This is a genomic window from Mucilaginibacter arboris, from assembly GCF_009754915.1.
Taxonomy (GTDB): domain Bacteria; phylum Bacteroidota; class Bacteroidia; order Sphingobacteriales; family Sphingobacteriaceae; genus Mucilaginibacter_A; species Mucilaginibacter_A arboris.
Genome location: NZ_WPIK01000011.1, coordinates 52,216 through 73,698, shown reverse-complemented (window position 1 = coordinate 73,698; position 21,483 = coordinate 52,216). Strand labels below are relative to the sequence as shown.

General features: G+C 38.4%; 16 protein-coding genes. 9 read left to right on the top strand and 7 right to left on the bottom strand.

Annotated elements, in window-relative coordinates; genetic code table 11:
* Positions 1-45: 45 nt before the first annotated feature.
* The 4 genes from GO621_RS13030 to GO621_RS13015 all read right to left on the bottom strand — a co-directional run bounded on the left by GO621_RS13030 (position 46) and on the right by GO621_RS13015 (position 3,173).
* Positions 46-438 (bottom strand): hypothetical protein, encoded by a 393-nt coding sequence (locus tag GO621_RS13030; RefSeq protein ID WP_157567721.1) that lies wholly within the window; start codon positions 436-438, stop codon positions 46-48.
* A gap of 76 nt (positions 439-514) precedes the next feature.
* Complete coding sequence (locus tag GO621_RS13025) at positions 515-1,213, bottom strand: pseudouridine synthase (protein WP_157567719.1); 699 nt, start codon at positions 1,211-1,213, stop codon at positions 515-517.
* A gap of 80 nt (positions 1,214-1,293) precedes the next feature.
* Entirely contained in the window at positions 1,294-1,818 is a 525-nt protein-coding gene (lspA, locus tag GO621_RS13020; protein WP_157567717.1) for a signal peptidase II, read from the bottom strand.
* Between the two features lie 158 nt (positions 1,819-1,976).
* Complete coding sequence (locus GO621_RS13015) at positions 1,977-3,173, bottom strand: aspartyl protease family protein (RefSeq protein ID WP_157567715.1); 1,197 nt, start codon at positions 3,171-3,173, stop codon at positions 1,977-1,979.
* A gap of 435 nt (positions 3,174-3,608) precedes the next feature.
* On the opposite strand from GO621_RS13015, the gene GO621_RS13010 reads away from it, so the two are divergent.
* From GO621_RS13010 to GO621_RS12985, 6 genes are all read left to right on the top strand, one after another.
* The gene (locus tag GO621_RS13010; protein ID WP_157567713.1) at positions 3,609-4,787 is read left to right on the top strand and encodes a patatin-like phospholipase family protein; all 1,179 of its coding nucleotides are present in this window, start codon (positions 3,609-3,611) and stop codon (positions 4,785-4,787) included.
* 15 nt (positions 4,788-4,802) lie between these two features.
* Positions 4,803-8,972 carry a cache domain-containing protein gene (locus GO621_RS13005; RefSeq protein WP_157567711.1) on the top strand — a complete coding sequence of 1,390 codons (4,170 nt, stop codon included), beginning with the start codon at positions 4,803-4,805 and terminating at the stop codon, positions 8,970-8,972.
* A 192-nt stretch (positions 8,973-9,164) separates the two neighbouring features.
* Positions 9,165-9,875: a hypothetical protein gene (locus GO621_RS13000; protein ID WP_157567709.1), complete on the top strand. Its 711-nt coding sequence runs from the start codon at positions 9,165-9,167 to the stop codon at positions 9,873-9,875.
* A 343-nt stretch (positions 9,876-10,218) separates the two neighbouring features.
* Positions 10,219-11,376, top strand: coding sequence for a metallophosphoesterase family protein (locus GO621_RS12995; protein ID WP_157567707.1), 1,158 nt, complete (start codon positions 10,219-10,221; stop codon positions 11,374-11,376).
* 305 nt (positions 11,377-11,681) lie between these two features.
* The gene (locus tag GO621_RS12990; RefSeq protein WP_198170238.1) at positions 11,682-12,125 is read left to right on the top strand and encodes a hypothetical protein; all 444 of its coding nucleotides are present in this window, start codon (positions 11,682-11,684) and stop codon (positions 12,123-12,125) included.
* A 21-nt stretch (positions 12,126-12,146) separates the two neighbouring features.
* Positions 12,147-13,721, top strand: coding sequence for an amidohydrolase family protein (locus GO621_RS12985; RefSeq protein WP_157567705.1), 1,575 nt, complete (start codon positions 12,147-12,149; stop codon positions 13,719-13,721).
* Between the two features lie 5 nt (positions 13,722-13,726).
* On the opposite strand, the gene GO621_RS12980 is transcribed toward GO621_RS12985, so the two are convergent.
* Positions 13,727-14,536: an alpha/beta hydrolase gene (locus GO621_RS12980; protein WP_157567703.1), complete on the bottom strand. Its 810-nt coding sequence runs from the start codon at positions 14,534-14,536 to the stop codon at positions 13,727-13,729.
* A 160-nt stretch (positions 14,537-14,696) separates the two neighbouring features.
* On the opposite strand from GO621_RS12980, the gene GO621_RS12975 reads away from it, so the two are divergent.
* The gene (locus GO621_RS12975; protein WP_157567701.1) at positions 14,697-15,854 is read left to right on the top strand and encodes a glycoside hydrolase family 26 protein; all 1,158 of its coding nucleotides are present in this window, start codon (positions 14,697-14,699) and stop codon (positions 15,852-15,854) included.
* Positions 15,855-15,890: 36 nt separating this feature from the next.
* Here GO621_RS12975 and GO621_RS12970 read toward each other — a convergent pair whose 3' ends face one another.
* Together GO621_RS12970 and GO621_RS12965 are read right to left on the bottom strand one after the other, a co-directional pair.
* Positions 15,891-16,640 carry a polysaccharide deacetylase family protein gene (locus GO621_RS12970; RefSeq protein ID WP_157567699.1) on the bottom strand — a complete coding sequence of 250 codons (750 nt, stop codon included), beginning with the start codon at positions 16,638-16,640 and terminating at the stop codon, positions 15,891-15,893.
* 3 nt (positions 16,641-16,643) lie between these two features.
* Positions 16,644-18,248, bottom strand: a complete 1,605-nt coding sequence (locus GO621_RS12965) for a carboxylesterase/lipase family protein (RefSeq protein WP_157567697.1) — start codon at positions 18,246-18,248, stop codon at positions 16,644-16,646.
* Between the two features lie 389 nt (positions 18,249-18,637).
* Between GO621_RS12965 and GO621_RS12960 the strand changes: the two genes are divergently transcribed.
* On the top strand, positions 18,638-20,833 hold the full coding sequence (locus tag GO621_RS12960) for a family 1 glycosylhydrolase (RefSeq protein ID WP_157567695.1): 2,196 nt from the start codon (positions 18,638-18,640) through the stop codon (positions 20,831-20,833).
* Positions 20,834-21,041: 208 nt separating this feature from the next.
* Complete coding sequence (locus GO621_RS12955) at positions 21,042-21,461, top strand: Fur family transcriptional regulator (protein ID WP_157567693.1); 420 nt, start codon at positions 21,042-21,044, stop codon at positions 21,459-21,461.
* Positions 21,462-21,483 lie beyond the last annotated feature (22 nt).

Sequence of the window (21,483 nt, the reverse complement as noted above, 5' to 3'; positions counted from 1 at the left end):
CAGATTAAGCAGTGTAAGTGTTTAATCTGATAAAAAATAAATCCGCTAATTTTTTAAGTCGGGGTCAATGCGGGCGGCTGGTTCAAACTCTTCTATTTTCCAATATTGTATATAACCTGTTTTATTATCAGGGAGTTTAATTGCTGCGCGGATCCCATCCGGCTGGCCTAAATCTATTGCTATAAATTTAACACTATCGCCAATTGTTAATGTCCCGGTTATCTGCTGGTCATCGTCTAAAACAGGTATATCCTGGTAAGCATCCGCCTTTTTGTCCCAGGTATTGATCCTTACTTTTTTATCTGCATAACGCTGTTCCAGCTTTCGTAACGTATGCACAAGGTTGGTATCGTACTCAGGTGGTGTTTGCTGGTGGATACTTCTTTTACAGGATAAAAATCCAAGTATAATTAACAGGATGAATAAAAGCTTTCGCATGGTTTGGTTAATTGTAAAAAGCGGAAAAGGTGTTTTTGATGATAAAATTCCTTATAAACTGGCCGTAAAACTCCAATTAATCCGGCTTTTGCCATCCCATTAATTGCATTACACGCAAAAACTCCTGTTGTAAAGGCGCTTTAATATGAATTTGCATTTGGGTTACCGGATGTTGGAAGGACAGTTCCGAAGCATGTAAAAGCATGGTATCCATTTCCCAATTTTGTTTAAACATCCGGTTTTGCTTATTACAACCATGTGTCCGGTCGCCAATAATTGGATGAAAGATATGACTAAAATGTTTACGCAATTGGTGCATCCTTCCGGTTGTTGGTTTTGCTTCAACCAAAGAGTACCTGGAAGTTGGATGCGGTCCAAGTGCAACATCAAGTTCTGCCCATTGCAAAGTTGTATAAGCTGTAAAAGCATCCTGCAAAGTACCGTTCTCTTTCCGCAAGGGATAATCAATTTCCTGTTGTCCGGGCGTGTGGCCGCGTACAATTGCCAGATACTTTTTTTGCACTTTGTTTTCTGCAAATTGCTGCTGCATCGCTTTTTCGGTTTCTTTATCCAAAGCAAATACTAAAATGCCGGCCGTTTTTCGGTCAATCCGATGTACCGGGTTTACCCATTGGTTGATCTGGTTTTTTAACAGCTGCAAAGCAAACTCGTTTACATCGCGGGCAATAGACGAACGGTGGACAAGCAAACCATGTGGTTTATTGATGGCAATAAGGTACTCATCGCGGAACAAAATTTCTAAAAACAAGGGCAAACAGGAGTTAATATTTATGTTGATGCTTCTTTTACCGGGTAAAAATTTACCTGATAAAAGGAGCGGTTGATGAACCAGATTTAAATAGTTTTAGAATGAGCATTTACCTGATCTGTGGCAGCTTTTTCATTTTGATAAGAAAAGAAAAGGCCGATAACACCAGCAGTGATACAAACATCAGCTACATTAAAAATGCCGGTCCGGATATTTTGGATGCCAAAATTCATAAAATCAGTTACATGCCTGTCAAATAAAACCCGGTCGATAATATTTCCAACGCCACCGGCAAAAACCAAAGCAAAAGATAAAATCCTGATCAAAGTAAACTCTTTTATTTTAATTAAGGCATAAATAAACAAGGCCGATAAAAACAGCATTGGAACCACGCTGAGCAAAATAAAATTATAAGGCTGAGGCAAAGTTGCACCTAAACTTAAAGCTGCGCCTGTATTTTCTGCATATTCTAACCGAAAGGTATCGTGGAAATAAGAAGTTGGCTCCCTGTTCATCAACTGTTCTTTTGCAATATTTTTAGTAACGCGGTCGCAACTAATAAATGCAAAAGAAAAGATGCAAAATAAAATGATTTTAAAGTTGGTTTTCATGCTGATGTTATTATCTTTTTAAAAAAGCTTAACCTGGCTGACGGATGACTTATTATTTGTAATGCAAACGTATTTATTAGCCTGCCCTGTGCAAAAATACAAACAATAGTACCGTTTTTATTTAGGATGAAAGTTCCTTATTCCAACAAAGCCAGGTTTTAAATGCGCCTTTTAAGCGTTAGCAGCAAACGCGCCGGTATGTTTTGGTGCATCACTTCTAACAATAAAGTACGGTCGTTTTTGGAGCGTAAAATTTCATCTATTTCCTGTAACGACATCCGGCTTACTTCTTTAAAATTAATAGACAACAGTTCATCATCTTTTTCAATGCCTAATTGATCTGCTGCCGAACCTGGTTCTACCCGGCAAACAATAATCCGATGAAAATCATTGCCCGCTGCAAAATATTCCAAGCCGCTCATATCATGCTCAAATGGCTCTTTTAAATTATAACTCGGTTTTAAATAAAGATAGCCTTGCTGATAATCAAACAAGAGCACAAATCTTTTCAGCAGGTCAATCCCTATACTGCCGTCGCGTTTTATGGTAGTAACTTTATCCATCGCGCTGCAAGAATCAGGAAAAGCCGTAATTACCTGGCGGAATTGGTAGTTTCCAATTTTCATTTCATCAACACGGCTCATAAAGCCGTTAATTGGCCCGCTTAAGCCAACCCCCAGGTTAGCGGCTGTTATAAACTTATCGGGCATGGTACTGCTGCTGTTCCAGCCGTTTTCTACAGATAATGGATGGCCGGCACCCAGATCAACCATTAATTTTAACGGCAGGCCACACCCTTCTTTAAAGTTGATATTGGCATTTAAATAAGGTTTTTTGTCTTCGATATTCAACGGGATCTTTGTTCCTTTCCGCCAGACAGGCACTTTATGTGTGCTAAAAGCAGTTAGGGTACTATCGGTAAAATTTATTTTTACGGGGAAACTGTTAAAAAAATCATACCCAATCAATCCATGAATATGGATGCCGGCAAAGGAAGAAAGGTCTAAAACATCTTTGCTGAGGATAGCAGCCGATATGTTTTTGCCTTCAATACCTTTTATTTTTACATCAAGTACTGGTACCATCCAGGCGTCCAGGTCTTCACCTTCGCCCAAACCCGTAACTTTTACTCTTTTTTTGTATTTCAGGCTGAGCGAATCAACCAGTAGCGGGTCTGTAATCAGCATCAATCCGCAGCCGGTATCTAAAATAAAATTATAAGGGCCGCGATTGTTGATCTGAACCTGCACAACCAGCATATTCCTGATAAACCGGAATGGGACCAAAGCCTTGTGCTGCCCGTTAGAAATAGTAAAAGTTTGCCCGCAAACAGGCATAGCAATAGCTGTTAGCATAAAAACAGTTAACAACAAAAACCACCGGTAAAGGTGACGTTGCAGCCAGGAAACTAACACGGTAATAATTTTTACGTTGTGTAAATTTACTAAAAATTCAAACTAATACTGTTTTTACGGATATAAATTTTATGCCTCTCTGTAAGTAATTTTATTTCAAGATATAGCTACTTGTAGCTATTGCAGGTAAGATGCTTAGATTGTTAAATTTAAAAAACTTAGAACCTGGTTTAAAAGATATTTATATTCAGAAGCCTGACAATAAATGCTGTCAAAATTAAACTGCTAATTGGCATTTAATTTTGCATGCTTCTTTTATCGGCTAAAAATCTGATCTTTTATTTTTTAAAGCAAGCTGCAATACCAATTATTTAGTGCTAAAAGAAGCATGTATTTTTTTCTATAGGAATAAATTAAACAATACCAGAACCTGCAATGAAAACACTAACTCCTGCCCAGCAAAAAGCTTATCAGAATTTAAATATTGATACCAGCCATCGCGTTATCCTTTCTTTGGATGGAGGTGGCGTAAGAGGGATTTTAACGCTGCAGCTATTAAAAAAAATCGAAGAAATAGCAGGCATTCCGTGTTACCAGTTTTGCGATATGGTTGCAGGAACTTCAACCGGAGCAATTATTGCCGGGTTAATTGCTTTTGGTAAAACAGCAGCCGAAATCGAGCAATTATACATCCAGTTTGTAACCAAGGTTTTTATCAGGAAGAGTTTGTTGGCCAACCGCTTTATCAACCCTCCGGCCTATGATAAAAAGAATTACCGCGAAGCGCTTAAAAGTGTTTTGGGCGATATTACTTTAGAGCAAACCAACCGCAAAACCGGCGTTGATATGATGATTACGGCAAAAGATGTAACCGATAACGAAGAAACTTTTTTTAATTGCTTTGAAGTAAACGGAGAGATTAAAAATGTTTTTAAAGATGCTTTGCTGCGTACCGTAATGGAGGCCACAATGTCTGCACCAACTTATTTTTCTCCTTTAGAAAGGTTTATCGATGGCGGCACAACTACCTACAATAACCCTTCGCTTGCTGCTTTATTAGAAGCAATTTGTTATAGTGGAAAAGGCAAATACCAGGCTGATAAAATAACGATGTTTAGTTTGGGTACAGGAACAAAGGTACTTTCGGTTACTCCCGATCAGGCTGCAAGCCCTACCGGGCCTGATGCATATTTTTGGTTAAATTATGTGATGGACGAATCCGGTCAGGACGCAAGTTCCATGCAAACTGATGTTTTCCGTAGTCCCTTGCTTCAGCTCAACTACCGCCGTTTCCAGATCTCTTTAAACTGCGAAGCTATGCAACTGCTTCCCGATAATGATATTTCGGGCATCCATGCAGTTAATGCAAACCGGATAAGCGGATTGACTAAGGAAGATTTGAATGGCATTTCTATGGATGATGTAAGCAAGTTTGATTTATTGAAAGCAATTGGGCAGGCCATGACGGATTACATTATGAAAGAAAATAAATTTACCAAAGACCTAAACAATACGCCAACACACCGCGACGAACTGGTTACTGCCTTTTACGGTGTAAAGAAAATACAACCTTTAATCAGTCAGGCCGGTTGGGTCAATGGTTTGCCTTCCTGATGAATTTCCTGCTTTATGAAAAGCTTTTTCTCTTCGGGTAAAGGTATGATGGCCATTTTTGGTACAGTACTGGTAATTGTGTTTTTAGGGGCCAGTTATATGTACGTGTATATCCCGATAAAAGAAAGAAGGATCAGGGAACAAGGCTTTCGTGCCATGCAAAACATTGACCGGAACATCCAGTCTAAAATCCAAAACAGTGTTTCGCTTTTAAACAACCTGCTTTCGGCCTATATCAGTAAAAGTAAACTGGACACCAGCATTCAGGGGTATATTAAAAAAAATACTTTTGGAAGTTTTAAGCTTACGCCGATCGAACCGGTTAATGCAAGTGATTTTAAAAAAATATTTAGTTCTGGCAGCGATAGTGCTTACAATATTGCGGAGGATATATTTGCACAGCAGTACATTTTAAATTTTTATAAAAAAAGGGCTGTAAAAGAAGCATACAAAATAAGTATGAAGGTGGATGTAGTGCAGTTTTTTAAACCTTTAATGCCCAACGATGTACTATTTGACGAATATGTAGTTTTTAGTGGTAAAAAAACTGTTTATCAAACTTTTCAGTCCGGATTGAGCGAGGTAAAACCGGACTCTTTATTAAGTAAAAAAAATGGCATTAAGGGTGCAAACATCCTCACAAGGGAAATCGGAGGCACAGTTTACCAGATTTTTCTACAACCTGTCGGGTTTACCACAGAAGGTAATTTGATTATTGCAGGATTGCTGACCGACGAAAAATACCAGTATGAAAAAAAGCAGTTGCCGCCTGGTGTTGTGCAGTTGCTGATTATCATTGCCATAGGCATTATTATTTTATTTCCGGGAATAAAGTTATACCACATGGGCAGCCAGGATAGGTTGGCCCTCTTTGATGCGGTTAGTTCTATTGCTATCTCGATGCTGTTGATGTCGCTGCTGTTTTTTTGCCTTTTTAAATACAACGTCAGGTTTAGGCAACTTAAAACCAATGATTCAAAAGATGTTATAGCCGATAAAATAGTGGCAGCTTTTAAAAAGGAAATAAACCTGAATTACAGGATCCTGAAAGATTTGGATTTGCTTGCCTATAAAAACAAAAGTTTTCATCATGATATTGGGGAAATTGGCAAAAAAAACAATTTAGTAACTAAAGCATCAGGCAAAAATCCGATTTCAAGCCCTGCAGAAACTAATTTTAAAAGCCAGATCCAGGCCATATTAGAAAAAGAACATTTTCCCAAAACAGATTTTAACCAGGTTTACTGGCTGGACCAGTACGGGCAGGAACTGTTTAAATGGGACTCGCTCAAGTATAACGGGCCGCATGGTAATTATGCCCAGCGCAGTTATGTCAAAAATATACTGGTAAACAAAGCATATCTTCTTAACGGAGACCCGGCAAAGCCTTATTATTTGGACCAGATAATTTCATGGACTACCGGGGTTTTTACTACCGTAATCAGCCGCCCCTCTATCCTGTCCACTGCTGATAGCAATATTGTTGAAGCCCTTGCTTTCAACATGAAATGCCTGGACCGGGTTATTTTACCTGCGGGCTACGGTTTTGCAATGATTGACTGGCATGGAAAAGTACTATATCATGCCGATAAAAACCGGAACCTGAATGAAAACCTGCTGCAGGAATTTTCTAAACACGAGGAACTGCAAAGTTGTATAGAATCGCATTCACAAAAGTCGTTTAGCACAGCTTACTTGGGCAAGGATTATATTGTAAAGGTTAAACCAATAAAGGGCCTGCCTTATTTGATTGCCGTTTTTAGTGATAACAGTTTTATTGATACCCGCGACATTGAGATCTATTGTTTTACCTTAGCTATGTTATTTGCATTTTTCTGTTTTCTGGTACTGGAATTGGCAACAGTTTTCCTTGTTTCTTCTACCGGCTCTTATTTTAAAAAACAACATTTTTCTATCAATTGGATCGGGCCCAAAGCTTCTTTTCATCACTACTATATTTTGTCGTCTATATTCAATATTACGGTTATACTGCTGCTTAATTTCACATTTAAGGTTTCAACTTTTGCAGAATTTTTCTTCATGTTACTATTTTCGGCCACAGCTATCCTTACCTTTTTAATTTGCTTGTTTGCCCGCAGGTATCAAAAAGAAAACGATAGTTCTCTTTTGATAATTAAACAAAGGGCAATATGGGCACTTGTGGTTTTTATCGGGTTAATCAATTTGCTGGCTTGTATAAGCCTGGATCAATTTACAAGATTTTTTAGCTTTGAAACCATAGCATTAATTATGGGCATTGGTTTATTTGTCTTTGGTGATTATTGGATTAAAATCCTGGGAAAAATTGGCGCAAATTTAAAAAAAAGAGTTACTCCTTTTACCCTGGCTTCCTGGAACCACGTCCACAGCTTTACACTCATGATACTTACCCGGCTTATTATTACAAGTGGCATCCCGGTAGTACTGTTTTATGTGATGGCTTACAATTACGAACAAAATTTGCTGATCCGTTACAGGCACTATGATTTTGCACATCGATTAATAGAAAAAGAACCAAATGCAGACAAACCATATTTAAACGATATTAAAAATGGTACCAGTGGTGTTTATACGGATAATTCCTGGATCAGTTCAGTTGCCTATTCAGCAAAGAGCGATACAGTTCAGAATTACCTTCCCGAAGAGAAATTAACTATCAATATGTTGAAGTTTTTTCACTTTTACCGGGATTCCTCTGCCATTCGCGAAAACCACCTTTACCAGTATAATGCCGAAGACTCAAGCTTTTTTTATAACCATTTATATAAGGGCCCGCTTAAAGATACAATAGGCACTAAAACCTTTGTACAAAACCCTTACAAAAGTGGTTACATAAAAGTTCAGTCGAAAACCCTGAATTATCGTTTCCCTTCATTTTTTAAAAATCAGGGAATACCCTTTTGGCTGCTGATGCTTCTTTTACTGCTTATTTTTTATAGGTTGATCTTAAGCATCATCGAAAAACTGTTTACACTTAAACTGCCTGAAACAGAGGTTTGGGACGCGATTGACAAAGAGGTTTTGCTTTGCAAAGACCTGAATAAAATGTTGATGGTTATTGGTTTGCCTGGTTCTAATAAACTAAGTTACGTATTAAGTAAGATCAGCAGTAAAGAATTGAAGCAAGACGATGGTGGAACTTATATTTACGATAGGAAGCAAACCGGAAACAACAATGTTTTGCTTCTTGACCTAATTCAGATACCAGACAATCCAGACCCTGCTTCCGAAGATAACACCCGTTGGAAGAAAATCGAAGAAGGCGTTTTTTCAAATGATTATAAACTTGTTTTAATCAATCATTTTGAATACAACATTAAAGATGAAACAACTAACCGGATTAAACTTAATTTACTGGAAAGGCTGATGGTGGAAAATAAATGCAAGATCATCATCTTTTCCACCATTCATCCAACTGCTTTTTTAGATTCATTAAATGCACAGGCAGAAGAAGTTTCGGGCAAAAGTTCATCCGTACAAGACAAATCAACTGCGGGCAAGGCATCGGTACAGGACTTGGACCGCTGGCATATATTACTTGGCCATTACCGCTTGCTAATCCATCCCATCGAACATAAAGATTTTGATAGAAAACTTCCAGACTGGCAGCAAACTATTGTGAAGGAAACGCAGTACACGCACTTTTTAAATAATATGCAAGCTGCCGCTATCCAGGCAACCCGTTCCTTTGCACACCATAAAATACCGGACAACAGCGATTCACTTGCATTTAAGTTGCAGGTTACAGCACATTATTTTTACATGTACATCTGGCAGTCGTTAACTAAAGAAGAGAAATTTTTACTATACGATCTGGCCGAAGATGGTTTGGTAAATGGATTTGATGCCTACAATTTAAGTATGCTTATTAGTAAAGGTGTTGTTGTTCGGGATGATACAACTTTAAAACTGTTTAACCGTGGGTTTCGCAACTTTATCCTGACGGCTATTGGTAACACTGAAGTCCGCAAGATTAAAAGCCAGATGCAGGACAACGGCAACTGGGGCAAGCTGAAAACCCCATTACTGGTCGTGATCTTTGCCATCCTGGCTTTCCTGCTCACCTCACAACAGGAAGCTTACTCCAAACTAATTGCTTATGTAAGTGCTCTTGCCGCAGGTATCCCGGCTGTTATTAAACTTTTTTCGCTTTTTGATACTAATAGTGCGCAAAAGAGCGGTTAGGGAAAAATTTTGGTTGTAATTCTTTGTACCCAGCCTTGTAATCATTATCACTTAAAACTAACGCTTAAAATAGCTATTTGTAGCTATTGCTATAAAATGATAAGGAAGATAAATTTAAACATTCTTTTCAAGAAGTAAAAGGAATGCAACCTTGCTTAAGTTTGAGATTTTTTTAATTTCTAAACGGCTGTTATGAGAAAATTTTTATATTTTTTACAAGCCTTGCTTTCGGCATTCCTGCTTGCTGGCTGCACTTCTGTAGAAAACAATAATGCAACTTGTACAATTGCCTGGATTGTTATTGCTGCAATTATTATCTTCTTTTTTGTGATGGCAAAAATTACGAATATTTTACGTGATGAAATAGGCGATTGTCCTGCTTACGAAAAAAAAGTGCAGGAAACATTAACTGCTTCTTCCCAAAAAGATACTTCTATCAAACGGCCATATAGTTTATCCAGAACACAATTAGCTGTATGGACAACTGTTATCAGTTGTACCTACATTTATGAAGTGTTATGTGTCAATTGCAAAAATATTAACATCAATACAACTGCATTAATATTAATGGGGATCAGTACAGGAACTATTGCCGTTGCCGGGTTAATAGATAAAAACCAAATTGAACAAGATAGTCCCCGGCATCAGGACGAACCTTCTAAAGGTTTTTTTACTGATATTCTTTCTGACGACAATGGCATCAGCATTCATCGTTTTCAAAACTCTATCTGGACAATTATCGCTATTATCGTGTATCTCCACCATGTATTTAACCAGCAGTTGCAGGCTGGTACTTGTTTTCCGGAATTAGATCAAACACTCCTTGCTTTAACAGGGATTAGCAGTGCCACTTACCTTACTTTAAAAGGCAAAGAAAATACAAATCCAGCGGTAAAACCTTAAATAAAAATCTAAATTCAGTTATTGGCGTAAACTAATTAATTACAAACAATCCAAACAATCGATGATAAAAATATTGCAATAGACAATAATGGCATACTTCTTTTATCGGTATAAATACTGCAATAGTAATATTACAAGCTTAATATTTAAGTTTTTATACAGATAAAAGAAGCATAATTATACTTGTTGATAAATTACATTTAATTGTAAAATACAAGTTAAATTACAAATGGATTGGCTAATGAATGCAAGATTTTGACTTAAAGATAATTCCTTTTTGAATTTTAAATTTTTCTATTTAAAGCAAAACAATTTTCTACTGATTTAATAAAATAGATAATTTATGGCAAATTCCTTATTACAAGGGGCTGTACGCAGCCGCCCTCAAACTGGTAAATCACAAAGTCATAATGGTGTTCAGCCCTTATCCCCTTTAACCTATAAAACGCAATCCTTTCAACCCTTGCCTCCTCCGTTAGGCGAACCGCCTTATCATTATACTATTGAAACGGCTATACCAGATATACTGAAAGTGGCAGCAGATGCGGGCAAAATTGTTTTTCATGCGGTTGGGGATACCGGAGGCATAAAAGACCCTGCCTACCAAACACAAGTAGCGGCTGCCATGAAGCGCGACCTATATAATAACAAACCTGCTGATGCACCTGCCTTCTTTTATCACTTGGGTGATGTTGTTTATTATAATGGCGAAAAAAGCAAATACTATGACCAGTTTTATGAGCCGTACGATCATTATGCTGCACCTATTTTTGCCATACCCGGAAATCATGACGGAGACCCTATAGGCCCAGAGCAAAAATCGCTTGATGGATGGGTTGCTTATTTTATGACTGAAACCCCACATGTTGATCCTTTATCTCAGGACGCCCCAAGGGTTACCTTATCACTGCCCAATGTTTACTATACTTTGGTATGCCCCTTTGTTACCATTGTTGGTATGTACACTAACGTTCCTGAACATGGTTCGATTGATACAATCCAACAACAATGGTTAACCAACGAACTTCATTCGGCCCCTAAAGATAAAGCGCTTATTGTAAGTTTACACCATCCCATCTATTCTTTTGACGACCATCACAGCGGAAGCCCCGGAATGGCAGATGCCCTGCAGCATGCTATCAATGATTCGAGGCGGGTACCTAACCTGGTATTAAATGCCCATGTGCACAATTATCAACGCATAGAAAAGATAATTACCAACAAATCTGTTACGCCCTTTCTGGTGGCAGGCAATGGAGGATACCATCATCTTCACAATTTAAATTCTAAAATTAATACAATTGATGGGCAAACGGGTGCCAAATTAATTTATGGAGATGATAAAAACCATGGTTACGTTACCTTAACAATTACTAATAAAGAAATTTCAGGCGTTGTGTCTGCTGTAGATAAAACCACAGGTAACGTTACTATCACAGATAAATTTAACTATCCGTCTACAGCCAGGTATTTACAAGATAAAGAAGTGATCAGCCTTTAAGCAAAAAAACATAGAGCAGTTTAGCACTTGTTTAAATTTATATTCTTGGAATTTATCATGCTTCTTTTATGCCTGTAAATTTTGTTTTTTAATCTATAAAAATTTGTAAATTGTATGTTTTTAGGTGATAAAAGAAGCATGGAAAATAACCCGGTCAAAATTTAAACAAGCCCAGGATGTAAAAAAAATTATTTTCAAAATCCCATGATATGGCAAAAAAATAAAACTTCTGAAGATTGATAAAAGGAATATCCCTTTTCTTTTTTGATAATTTTTTTGATTTGGACAAATGTATAATTCATACAATGATCAATTTTATGGATACGAATTCTCAACAGATCATACAAGTTTGCGAAGCGTGTTTTAATGCCAACAGCAATAATTGCAGTGGTTTTGCCAAAGCTGTTGCTGCTGCTTTTAAGGTTATTTTAACCGGCCAGGCAGATGATATTGTTAATCAGATCCAATCTCCCGTCTGGACACAATTAACCGGTGGGATTGAAGCAAAAGATAAGGCCGATCACGGCTTCCTGGTTATTGCAGGATTGAAAGGAAATGAGCATATTCCTGCCCAAAGCCATGGCCATGTAGCCGTTGTGGTCAGCGGGCCTTTAGATGCTGTACATCATCAATATCCTATGGGTTATTGGGGCCAGTTGGGTGGCGTAGGCCAGAAAGATCAGCCCCTAACCCATTCCTGGAACCAGGAAAGCAGGGATAAAGTAATTTATGCTTGTGTGAAAGTTTAATCTAATAATCAGGAATTCATCATGCCCTTCTTCGATTTCCACCTTCATCCGGTTTTAAAAAGCCTCTTTTCTGAAGATGTTCCGGCAACGGGATTAAAAAAATTAAGCCCTTGGCAAAAGATAGATAAGCGGAACATTCCTTTCCTGTTAAAATGTTGTACAGATTTTGAGTACATCCTGCAATCACAGGGAAACTTAGCACAACTTTGTGTAAATGATTGCAACTTCGTTTGTGTTGCATTGTATATACCAGAGAAAGATATGCTTACGGCTGATTTAATCCAAAGCAGTACGCGAGGCCCGCTTGGTGTTTACTTGCAGGCAAACAAGATTAATGCAATTATCAATGGCAATCCTTACAAGATACTTAGAACTGATGATTGGGTAACGTTAACCAATGCAAGTAAATTTGGTATTACCGATAAGAAAGTAAAACCAATTCAAAAAAGACAGGATTACAATGAAAGCGATACCAATACCATTCATGCTGTTTTTAGTGTAGAAGGTTGCCATACGCTTTCTTCCGCTTTACAGCATTTTGATGCTGCTGAAATTATTACAAACTTGGATGATCTGAAAAGCAAAGTTGCGTTATTGTCCATCAACCTGACACATTTGGAACAATCTGAAATTTGTAACCATGCTTTTGGCATGCAGTTTTTAAGCGCCGAAGGTTTCAGGCCAAAAGGTAACCGGATTGCTGCCGGAGGTATAGAAATACTGAAGCATTGTTACCAAAACAAAATCATGATCGATTTAAAGCACATGAGTTTGGCTGCAAGGCAACATTTATATAGTTTGAGAAATACACCTGAATTTGCTGCAATTAATCAGCCTATGGTTTGTACCCATGCTGGTTTTACAGGTATTTCTATCAAACAAATTCCGGATTATATTTACAACACTCGTTCGTTTACAAACGGTTATACTTTGCTTTGGCAAGGCAAGCCGGTAACAGGCGGTAGTAGGCCGCGGCCTTGTTTCAATGCTTCCAGTATCAATTTGTATGACGAAGATATTTTGCAAGTCTTAACGTCAGGAGGAATGATTGGCTTATCTTTAGATAAACGTATTTTAGGTTACCAGGAGTTTGAAGAAGAAACTTCGGGCAGGCTTGATTACCCTTTGGAAGCAGAATATGTTTCTAACCAGGAAATTGCTGTGTTTTTAGGAGAGGGACGGACAATAACCGTTGGCAAAGCATTTGAAGAAGATAAGTGTTTAGGCTGGGATGAAATTGAAGAAGGCGGCGTAGTAAACCCGGCAGTTGGCAATTATCACTTAAAACATTTTATGGCACATTTGCTGCATTTAATTACTGTTGCCAACAATAATAATTATGAGGTAAACAAAGCATTGGCTCAGGTTTGCATTGGTTCTGATTTTGATGGTTTGATCAATCCGGTCTGGGTTTGTGATACTGCAGATGAACTTTTGTATTTTAAAGATCAGTTTGAACAAGACTTTGCTGGGTTTGCAAAAGATGCAGAAGTACAATTGCCACCAGGGTTTGATGTGAAAATATTTTCTAACAAATTATTTTTTGAAAACGGAAGGGACTTTGTCTTGGGCCGTTTAGATGTATTAAACCGATAATACCTTTACTTCATCTGCTCCTTAATAAAAGCAACAGTTTTACTGTAAGTATCTAAAATTTCATTACCGCTCCAGCCATGCCCTTTACCCGGATAAGTAATATAATTTACGGGAACATTTGCATTTTTAAGTTTCACATTTAAGCTGTCACTTTCGCGGATGGGAACAATTGGATCGGCAGTTCCATGAAAAATTATTGTTGCCGGGCTTTTTTTATCTACGTGCCCTAAAACACTGGCATCGGCATAAACATTCGGAATAGCAGTTGGCGTGCCGTTCATTAAAATAGCCAAATCATGATGTGCGGTATAAAGATCGGCCATATCTGTAGGGCCAAATAAATCAACAACAACTTTAACTGCATGTTCCGGGTCGTGGTTAAAAGCTTCTACCAAAGCCAATTGCGCACCTGCACTTTCCCCTAATAATATCAGCTGCTTTTTGTTGATCTTATATTCCCTGGCCTTGTCTTTTATAAAAGCAACCGCTTTATCTACATCATCAATTTGTGCCGGCCAAATATTAGCCGGGTTTTGCCTGCTTGCCAAACGGTAATTAATATCAAAAATAGCATAATCAGGGAACCCGCTTTGTAACGGTTTGAGCCAATGTGTCATGTTGATTTTGTCGCCGCCAATCCAGCTTCCGCCATGAATTAATATAATGACCGGTGTTTTACCTTTAGCATTTTCCGGAAGGTAAACATCCATTTTTTGTTTTGGGTCGTTACCATAAGCAACATCTTTGTTTATTGTTTGTGCCGCTGCCTGCCAGCCTGCAACCAAAAAAAGGAAGATTATTTTTATACTTTTCATAATATTTTTTGTTGAACTGTTAAATTAAAACCCTGCTTTGGCTTTATCCGGAAACTATTTTTTCGTGCTTCTTTTATCACCTAAAAAATTGTGCCGTTTGGTTAACAACTAATTTTTAATTTTATACTTGTAAAAACAGCATCACTTCAAAATATCCCTAATGACTAAACTTCAAACAAAATTCATAGCAATTGCTTTACTGCTGTTGTTTTTTTTTAGCACAATCGTTACAGCCCAAAAAAGAAAACCGATTGATGCCAAAGCAACTAAAGAAACAAAAGCTTTATATGCCAACCTTTGGAAGCTTTCTAAAAATCATACCTTATTCGGCCACCAGCACGACACACAATATGGGCATGGCTGGTTTGGCGATGCTAACCGTTCGGATGTTAAATCGGTTACCGGCTCTTATCCTGCTGTTATTGGGATTGATTTCAGCGATTTTTCCGGCCGTTCTCCTGAAGAAAGCGAAAGGGCAAAAGCAGACGACCGGCAAACGGCCATTAATACTTACAACCGCGGCGGTGTAATTACGGCTGCCTGGCATTTTAACAATCCGCTTTCTAAAGGTGGTTTTTATTGGGTCGATTTGCTTTCCAGAGCTTCTGTTCCCGATTTAATTCCGGGAGGAAGCGCCAACAATCAATACAAAGAAATTTTAAAAGGCATTGGCAATTGGGCAAACAGTGTTCGCGGAGCAGATGGAAAATTGGTACCGATGATTTTTCGCCCTTTCCACGAAAACGACGGCGATTGGTTTTGGTGGGGAAGAAAGCATACCAAACAGGAAGATTTTGTAGCGCTCTGGCGTTTTACCGTTACTTATCTGCGCGATAGTTTAGGCGTTCATAATTTTATTTATGCGTTTTCGCCGGATGCAAAATTCAGGACGGAAGAACAATATTTAGAGCGTTATCCCGGAGATGCTTACGTAGATATGTTGGGAATGGACAATTACGGCGATATGGGCCGCGACCGGTACGATTTGCCAACTGCCGCTAAAAAGTTAAAGATCATTTCTGATTATGCCATTGCCCACGGAAAGTTGGCTGCCTTTACCGAAACCGGTTTAGAAACAATCCCAAACCCAACCTGGTGGACAGGAACTTTGTTAAAAACAATGAAAATGTATCCAATGCGCTTGTGTTATGTTTTGGTTTGGCGGAACGATAGAAGCTCTCCTACTCATTTTTACGCGCCTTTTCCGGGCCAAAAATCTGTTCCTGATTTCATTCAGTTTTATAACGATCCATATACTTTGTTTGAAAAGGATTTACATCATATTTATAAAAAGGAGAAGTTTTTGGGGATTTTTTAGTTGAAGCATTTGCAATGCTTCTTTTATCGATGTTTTTTATGGATTTGGTGGTGTTAATGTAATATTTATATCATTCTCCGGATTGTAATCTTCAACCAACCAATCGTCATAACCATAATGCTTATCTCCCCGTGGAGACTTTTTGGTATCATAAGTATCTAATAAATGGTTAAATAAAGCATTGTAAATTGTGCATTCCTCCTTAAACAGATAACGCACTTGCAAACCTTTAATAAACATTGAATTTATAGCGAAAGGAACAAATTTGTAACTTGTAAATTTTGCTTCGACCATGCTTTTTAAATCTTTAAAAACAAGTTCAAACTCTTTGTATGGAGACACAGCTAAAGCGTTGATAGCATGAAAATCAGAATCGAAATTATCCTCATTTTTATCTGTAATAATGGTTTCATCAACACCATAAATTGTAAAAAACTTACCTGCAAGGCTAACAGCTAAACTCAATTTCTTTGTTCTTTTTAATTGATTGTGTTCAAAGTTTTCTATAATTAAATCGCAACTAAAACTTGGGGCTTGTCCATAAGTTGTTCCTATAACTTCTATATTAAATTTTTGGCTGATTTCTTTTTGAAACGAAACCCAGTTACGATTATAATTATCACTGTTATGGATATTTTCTATGATAACAGCCGTAAGGTTTTTTATCCCCGGATAATTAATATACAAAGAACTATCATGCGGAATACCTATAGGATAATATAATTTAATAGCTTCATATAGAGGCCAAAAATTATATTTAACAGAATTAAAGGAAAAAGCATTCATTTGTTATTTGCTGTAAACTTGATCTAAAAATAAATACCGTCCACGGTTTTGCTCTTTTTCCTGTTTGGTTTGAATGCCAATATTCATATAAGATACATTGTTGCCACTGATAGAATTCCATTTAGGCAAACCTGCACCATTTGGATTTCCGGTTTTTACAAAATCAGCAAAGTATTGCAGCATGGTTGCTGATATTTTATAGTCTTCCGGTGTCCAGGCATAAACCTTGTTTGTTGCTAAGTTTCCCATAGCATATTCAATTTCAAAAGCATGGGGCGCTCCTGTCATTACCGCGGGTTTAACAGTTGAACCGGGACTTGTATTTTCAGGTGCATTTACTACTGGAGGCTTTGGTTTGGAGAATATATATCGGTAAGTTGGTTTGCCACTGGTTTTACTATGCAGATCGAGCCATTTCCAGGTGCTGTAAACAATAAAACGATCGCTGGCCAAAGCCGTGGCAGATCGAATTACTTCATCTTCTGTTTTGGCAGGATACAATTTTAAAACTTCATCAACATGTTCCGGAAAAAGCTGCTTTATTTTACTTGAATAATTTTCCGGTGTCGGTGCATCGTTGCCCATTAAAGATTGGTAGCCTACTTCTGTCGAATTCCATCCGGCCAATAATGGAACATGTGCTTGTTCGCCTGCTGCAAATATTGCTACCGGTAATTTGGGTAAAAAGTAACCATCAACCGTAGCGCCGGTTTTAAAAGCATCAGGTTTGGAAGCCGCATCAAGCAAATCATTAGCAGACATAGCACGTAAAGCCGCTAAAGAAGTAGCATTAGCTTTTTCAGCAAAAGCAATCCCTCTTTTTTCGCCTTCTGCTAAACTAACCGGAGCAGCGGTTGGATTGATCATGGCACCGCTTTCGCCAATAGCGCCGGAAATTAAATTTTTAGATAAAGGCGAAGCCATTTGCGCAAATACGGATATAGAACCTGCAGATTCACCGGCAATAGTTACGCGTTTAGGATCGCCGCCAAAAGCAGCGATGTTTTGCTGCACCCAGCGTAAAGCTGCGTTCTGGTCCATTAAACCGTAATTTCCGGAAGCATGGTTCGGAGATTCTTTAGTCAACTCCGGGTGCGCCAAAAAACCAAAAACGCCTAACCGATAATTAACCGTTAGTGTTACAATGCCTTTTTTAGCCATACTTTCTCCGTCGTAACGGGCTTCAGAGCCATCTCCTGCTACAAAACCTCCCCCAAAAAAGTAAACTAAAACCGGGAGTTTTTCTGTTGAGGATTTAGCAGGTGTCCAAACATTTAAGTAAAGGCAATCCTCGCTCATTCCTGCTGAACGAAAAATCATATCGCTAAAAATCCTTTTTTGCATGGCATTATTACCAAACCGATCGGCTTTTCGTACGCCGTTCCAGTTTTCTGCCGGTTGCGGTTCTCGCCATCTCAAATTGCCTACAGGAGGTTTGGCAAACGGAATACCTTTAAAGCTGCGGATGCCGGAAACTTCCGTAGTCCCCTCTAAAATGCCGTTCACTGTTTTTACCTGAGCAGGATTGGCTTTGGATGAATTGGTTTGTGCAAAAGATATGACAGGAGCAAGCTGAACAACTGCCAGCAGTAGATAAATAAGTTTCATGTTACAGGTTTAATAATTACACGCAATATAAAGATTTTCTGTAGATAGAATTTTTAATTAAACAGGAAGTTGTGCTAAGAAAGCAGGATTTAACCGGATTAATAAGGACAATGCCATAATTTTACCGGTAAAAAAATATCCTTAATACTTCTTTTAGCACTATAAAAGAAGCAACCTTTCTGTTCCTTTTTTAAAAAATACGAAAACAAACACCTATTTTTTACCGGTAAAAGAAGCATGCTTTACCCGGAACTGATGCGAAGTTTTTTAAATATAAATTTAAACCGAGGGTTAAGCAATTATCCACAAAAGCCTTTTTTAAAAACCAAAAGCCATCCGCAGAGTTAAATAATGAGTGTATCAATTTCAACACATAATAAAAAAGGGATATGTTTACACAAAAACCAATTGAAATTTGGGGCGGAATCGAAGGTACAATTAATCGTGTAGGAAATAATTACATTGACCAGTCAGAATTTTCCGGCCATTACAACCGTGAAGATGATATAGACCTGATTGCATCTTTAGGTATTAAAATGCTGCGTTATCCTATTTTATGGGAAAAGCATCAGCCTGAAAAAGACCAGGAAATAAACTGGGCTTTTGCAGAAAAAAACCTGCTTAGGTTAAAAGAACTAAAAGTAGAACCGATAGCTGGTTTAGTGCACCACGGCAGCGGTCCAAAACATGTTAATTTTTTTGACGGTAGTTTTGAAGAAGGCGTTGCAGCGTACGCCAAGCTGGTTGCCAAAAGGTTTCCCTGGCTCGAATATTACACGCCTGTTAACGAGCCTTTAACTACTGCCAGGTTCTGTGGTTTATATGGCCATTGGTATCCCCATGAAAACAACGCATATTCTTTTTACAGGATACTTTTAAGCGAATGCAAAGCAACGGTAATGGCCATGAAGGCTATCCGCGAAATTAATCCGGAAGCTAAACTGATACAAACAGAAGATATTGGAAAAGTATACAGCACACCTTTGTTAAAATATCAGGCTGATTTTGAAAACGAGCGCCGCTGGCTTTCTTACGAACTGATAACTGGAACGCTAACACCAGAAAAGCAGATGTGGGGATTTTTATTAGGCGTTGGCATCAAAGAACACGAGCTTTCCTACTTCCTCGAAAACAACTGCAAACCACATGTTGCCGGCTTCAATTATTACATTACTTCTGAGCGTTATTTAGACGAAGGCCTGCAAAAGTATCCGCAGCATGTACATGGCGGCAATGGCAGGCATCAATATGCTGATGTAGAAGTAGTACGTGTTCCTTATCCTGATGAAACCGGACCGCTGGTTTTGCTTCGCGAAGCCTGGGAAAGGCTTGGTTTACCTATTGCCATAACCGAATGCCATTTGCATTGTACCCGGGAAGAACAGATGCGGTGGTTTAACGAGATGTGGGAAAATCTTAATCATTTAAAAGAAGAAGGCGTAGATATTCGTGCACTTACAGCATGGGCCATATTCGGTACTTACGGTTGGAATATGCTGGTAACTAAACCTTGGGGAGATTACGAGTCGGGCGTTTTTAACCTAAATTCCGGCAAACCACGCCCAACAGCAATGTCAAGGATGATACAGGTTTTAGCTAAACATCAGGTCTATTATCATCCGGTACTGGAAACAGCAGGCTGGTGGAAACAGGAAAAAAGAATTATTTATCCCGACCATCGTGTTTTCAACATTAAACGCCGTAAACCTTTACCTAAATGCCAGCCTGTGCTCATTATAGGAAAATCAGGAATGCTGGGTACTGGCTTTAGTAAAATTTGTGAGGAAAGGAATATCCATCACCTGTGGCTTGATGGCAGCGAACTAAACCTGGATAACCCGGAACCAATAGAACAGATTATCGAGGAATTAAATCCCTGGGCAATTATTAACACAGAAGAATTTGCAGAAATAGATCAGGCAGAACAAAAACCAGACGAATGTTTTGAACTGAATTTTAAACTGCCTTCTCTTTTGGCAGAAGTTTGTAAAAAATATTCTGTTAAAATGCTTACTTTTTCTTCGGGGTTTGTGTTTGACGGCAGCAAAACCTCTTCTTATTTAGAAAGTGATTTGGTAAATCCGGTTAATGTTTACGGACAAAGTAAAGCAAAAGCCGAAGCAAGTATAACCGAACAAAACCCGCAGGCATTAATTATCCGTATTGGAAGCTGCTTTAGTTGCTGGGAAACTTCCGGCTTTGTAGCTGCCATTCTTTCGCGGTTAAAAGAAGGCCATTTGGTTACGGCAGCAAATGATGTTTCTTTTTCGCCTACTTATATTCCAGACCTGGTTCATCAAAGCCTTAATTTATTGTTAGACAATGAATGCGGCATTGTCCATGTTACCAATCAGGGACAAACTACTTATGCTGATTTTGCCCGTAAAATAGCAGAACTTGCCGGCTTTAATACCGGATTGATAAAAGGCGTACCGGCAGCAAAACTACATCAAAAAGCAAAAAGGCCGCTGAATACAGCTTTACAAAGCGAAAAAGGCGTTAAATTACCAGTATTTGAAAGCGCATTGCGGCATTATCTGGATGTGATCGATTACGTTTACCTGCCCGAAAAAATTGCCGTGTAAAAGAAGCATTGCTTTAACTTTTAAAAAAGCTATCCGAAACCGGTAGCTTTTTTAAAATGCTTCTTTTATCAGCATAAAATCTACATTGGGATTAACCTGCAAAAAATATAAAACCCCAAAGATTTTATGCTGGTAAAAGAAGCATGGAAACTGATTTAACAATTCTTGCTTTGGATATTGTTAAGTAAACTTTTTACTTTGCATTAAAATGATAACTGCAGAAACAGAGCAAAAGCTGATTGGTAAAAATATCAACCCAACAAGCATGCGCTTATTGGTGCTTGACCTTCTTTTGAAACAAAACTCTGCCATCAGTTTGAGCGATATTGAGAAAGGACTTGAAACGGCCGACCGCATTACCATTTACCGTACTTTAAAAACGTTTGAAGAAAACGGACTGGCGCACGCAATTGATGATGGTACGGGCTCTCCAAAATACGCACTGTGTTTGGAAGAATGCGATGCCAACAAACACCATGACCTGCATGTTCATTTTTATTGCACCGTGTGTAAAGAAACCTTTTGCCTTCCTAACTCTAAAATTCCGGCTATTTCCCTTCCGGCAGGTTTTAGCTCGGCAGAATTAAACCTGGTGGTTAAAGGCGTTTGCAATAAATGTCCGCATTAATGCAATTGCATTGCATTGTTTA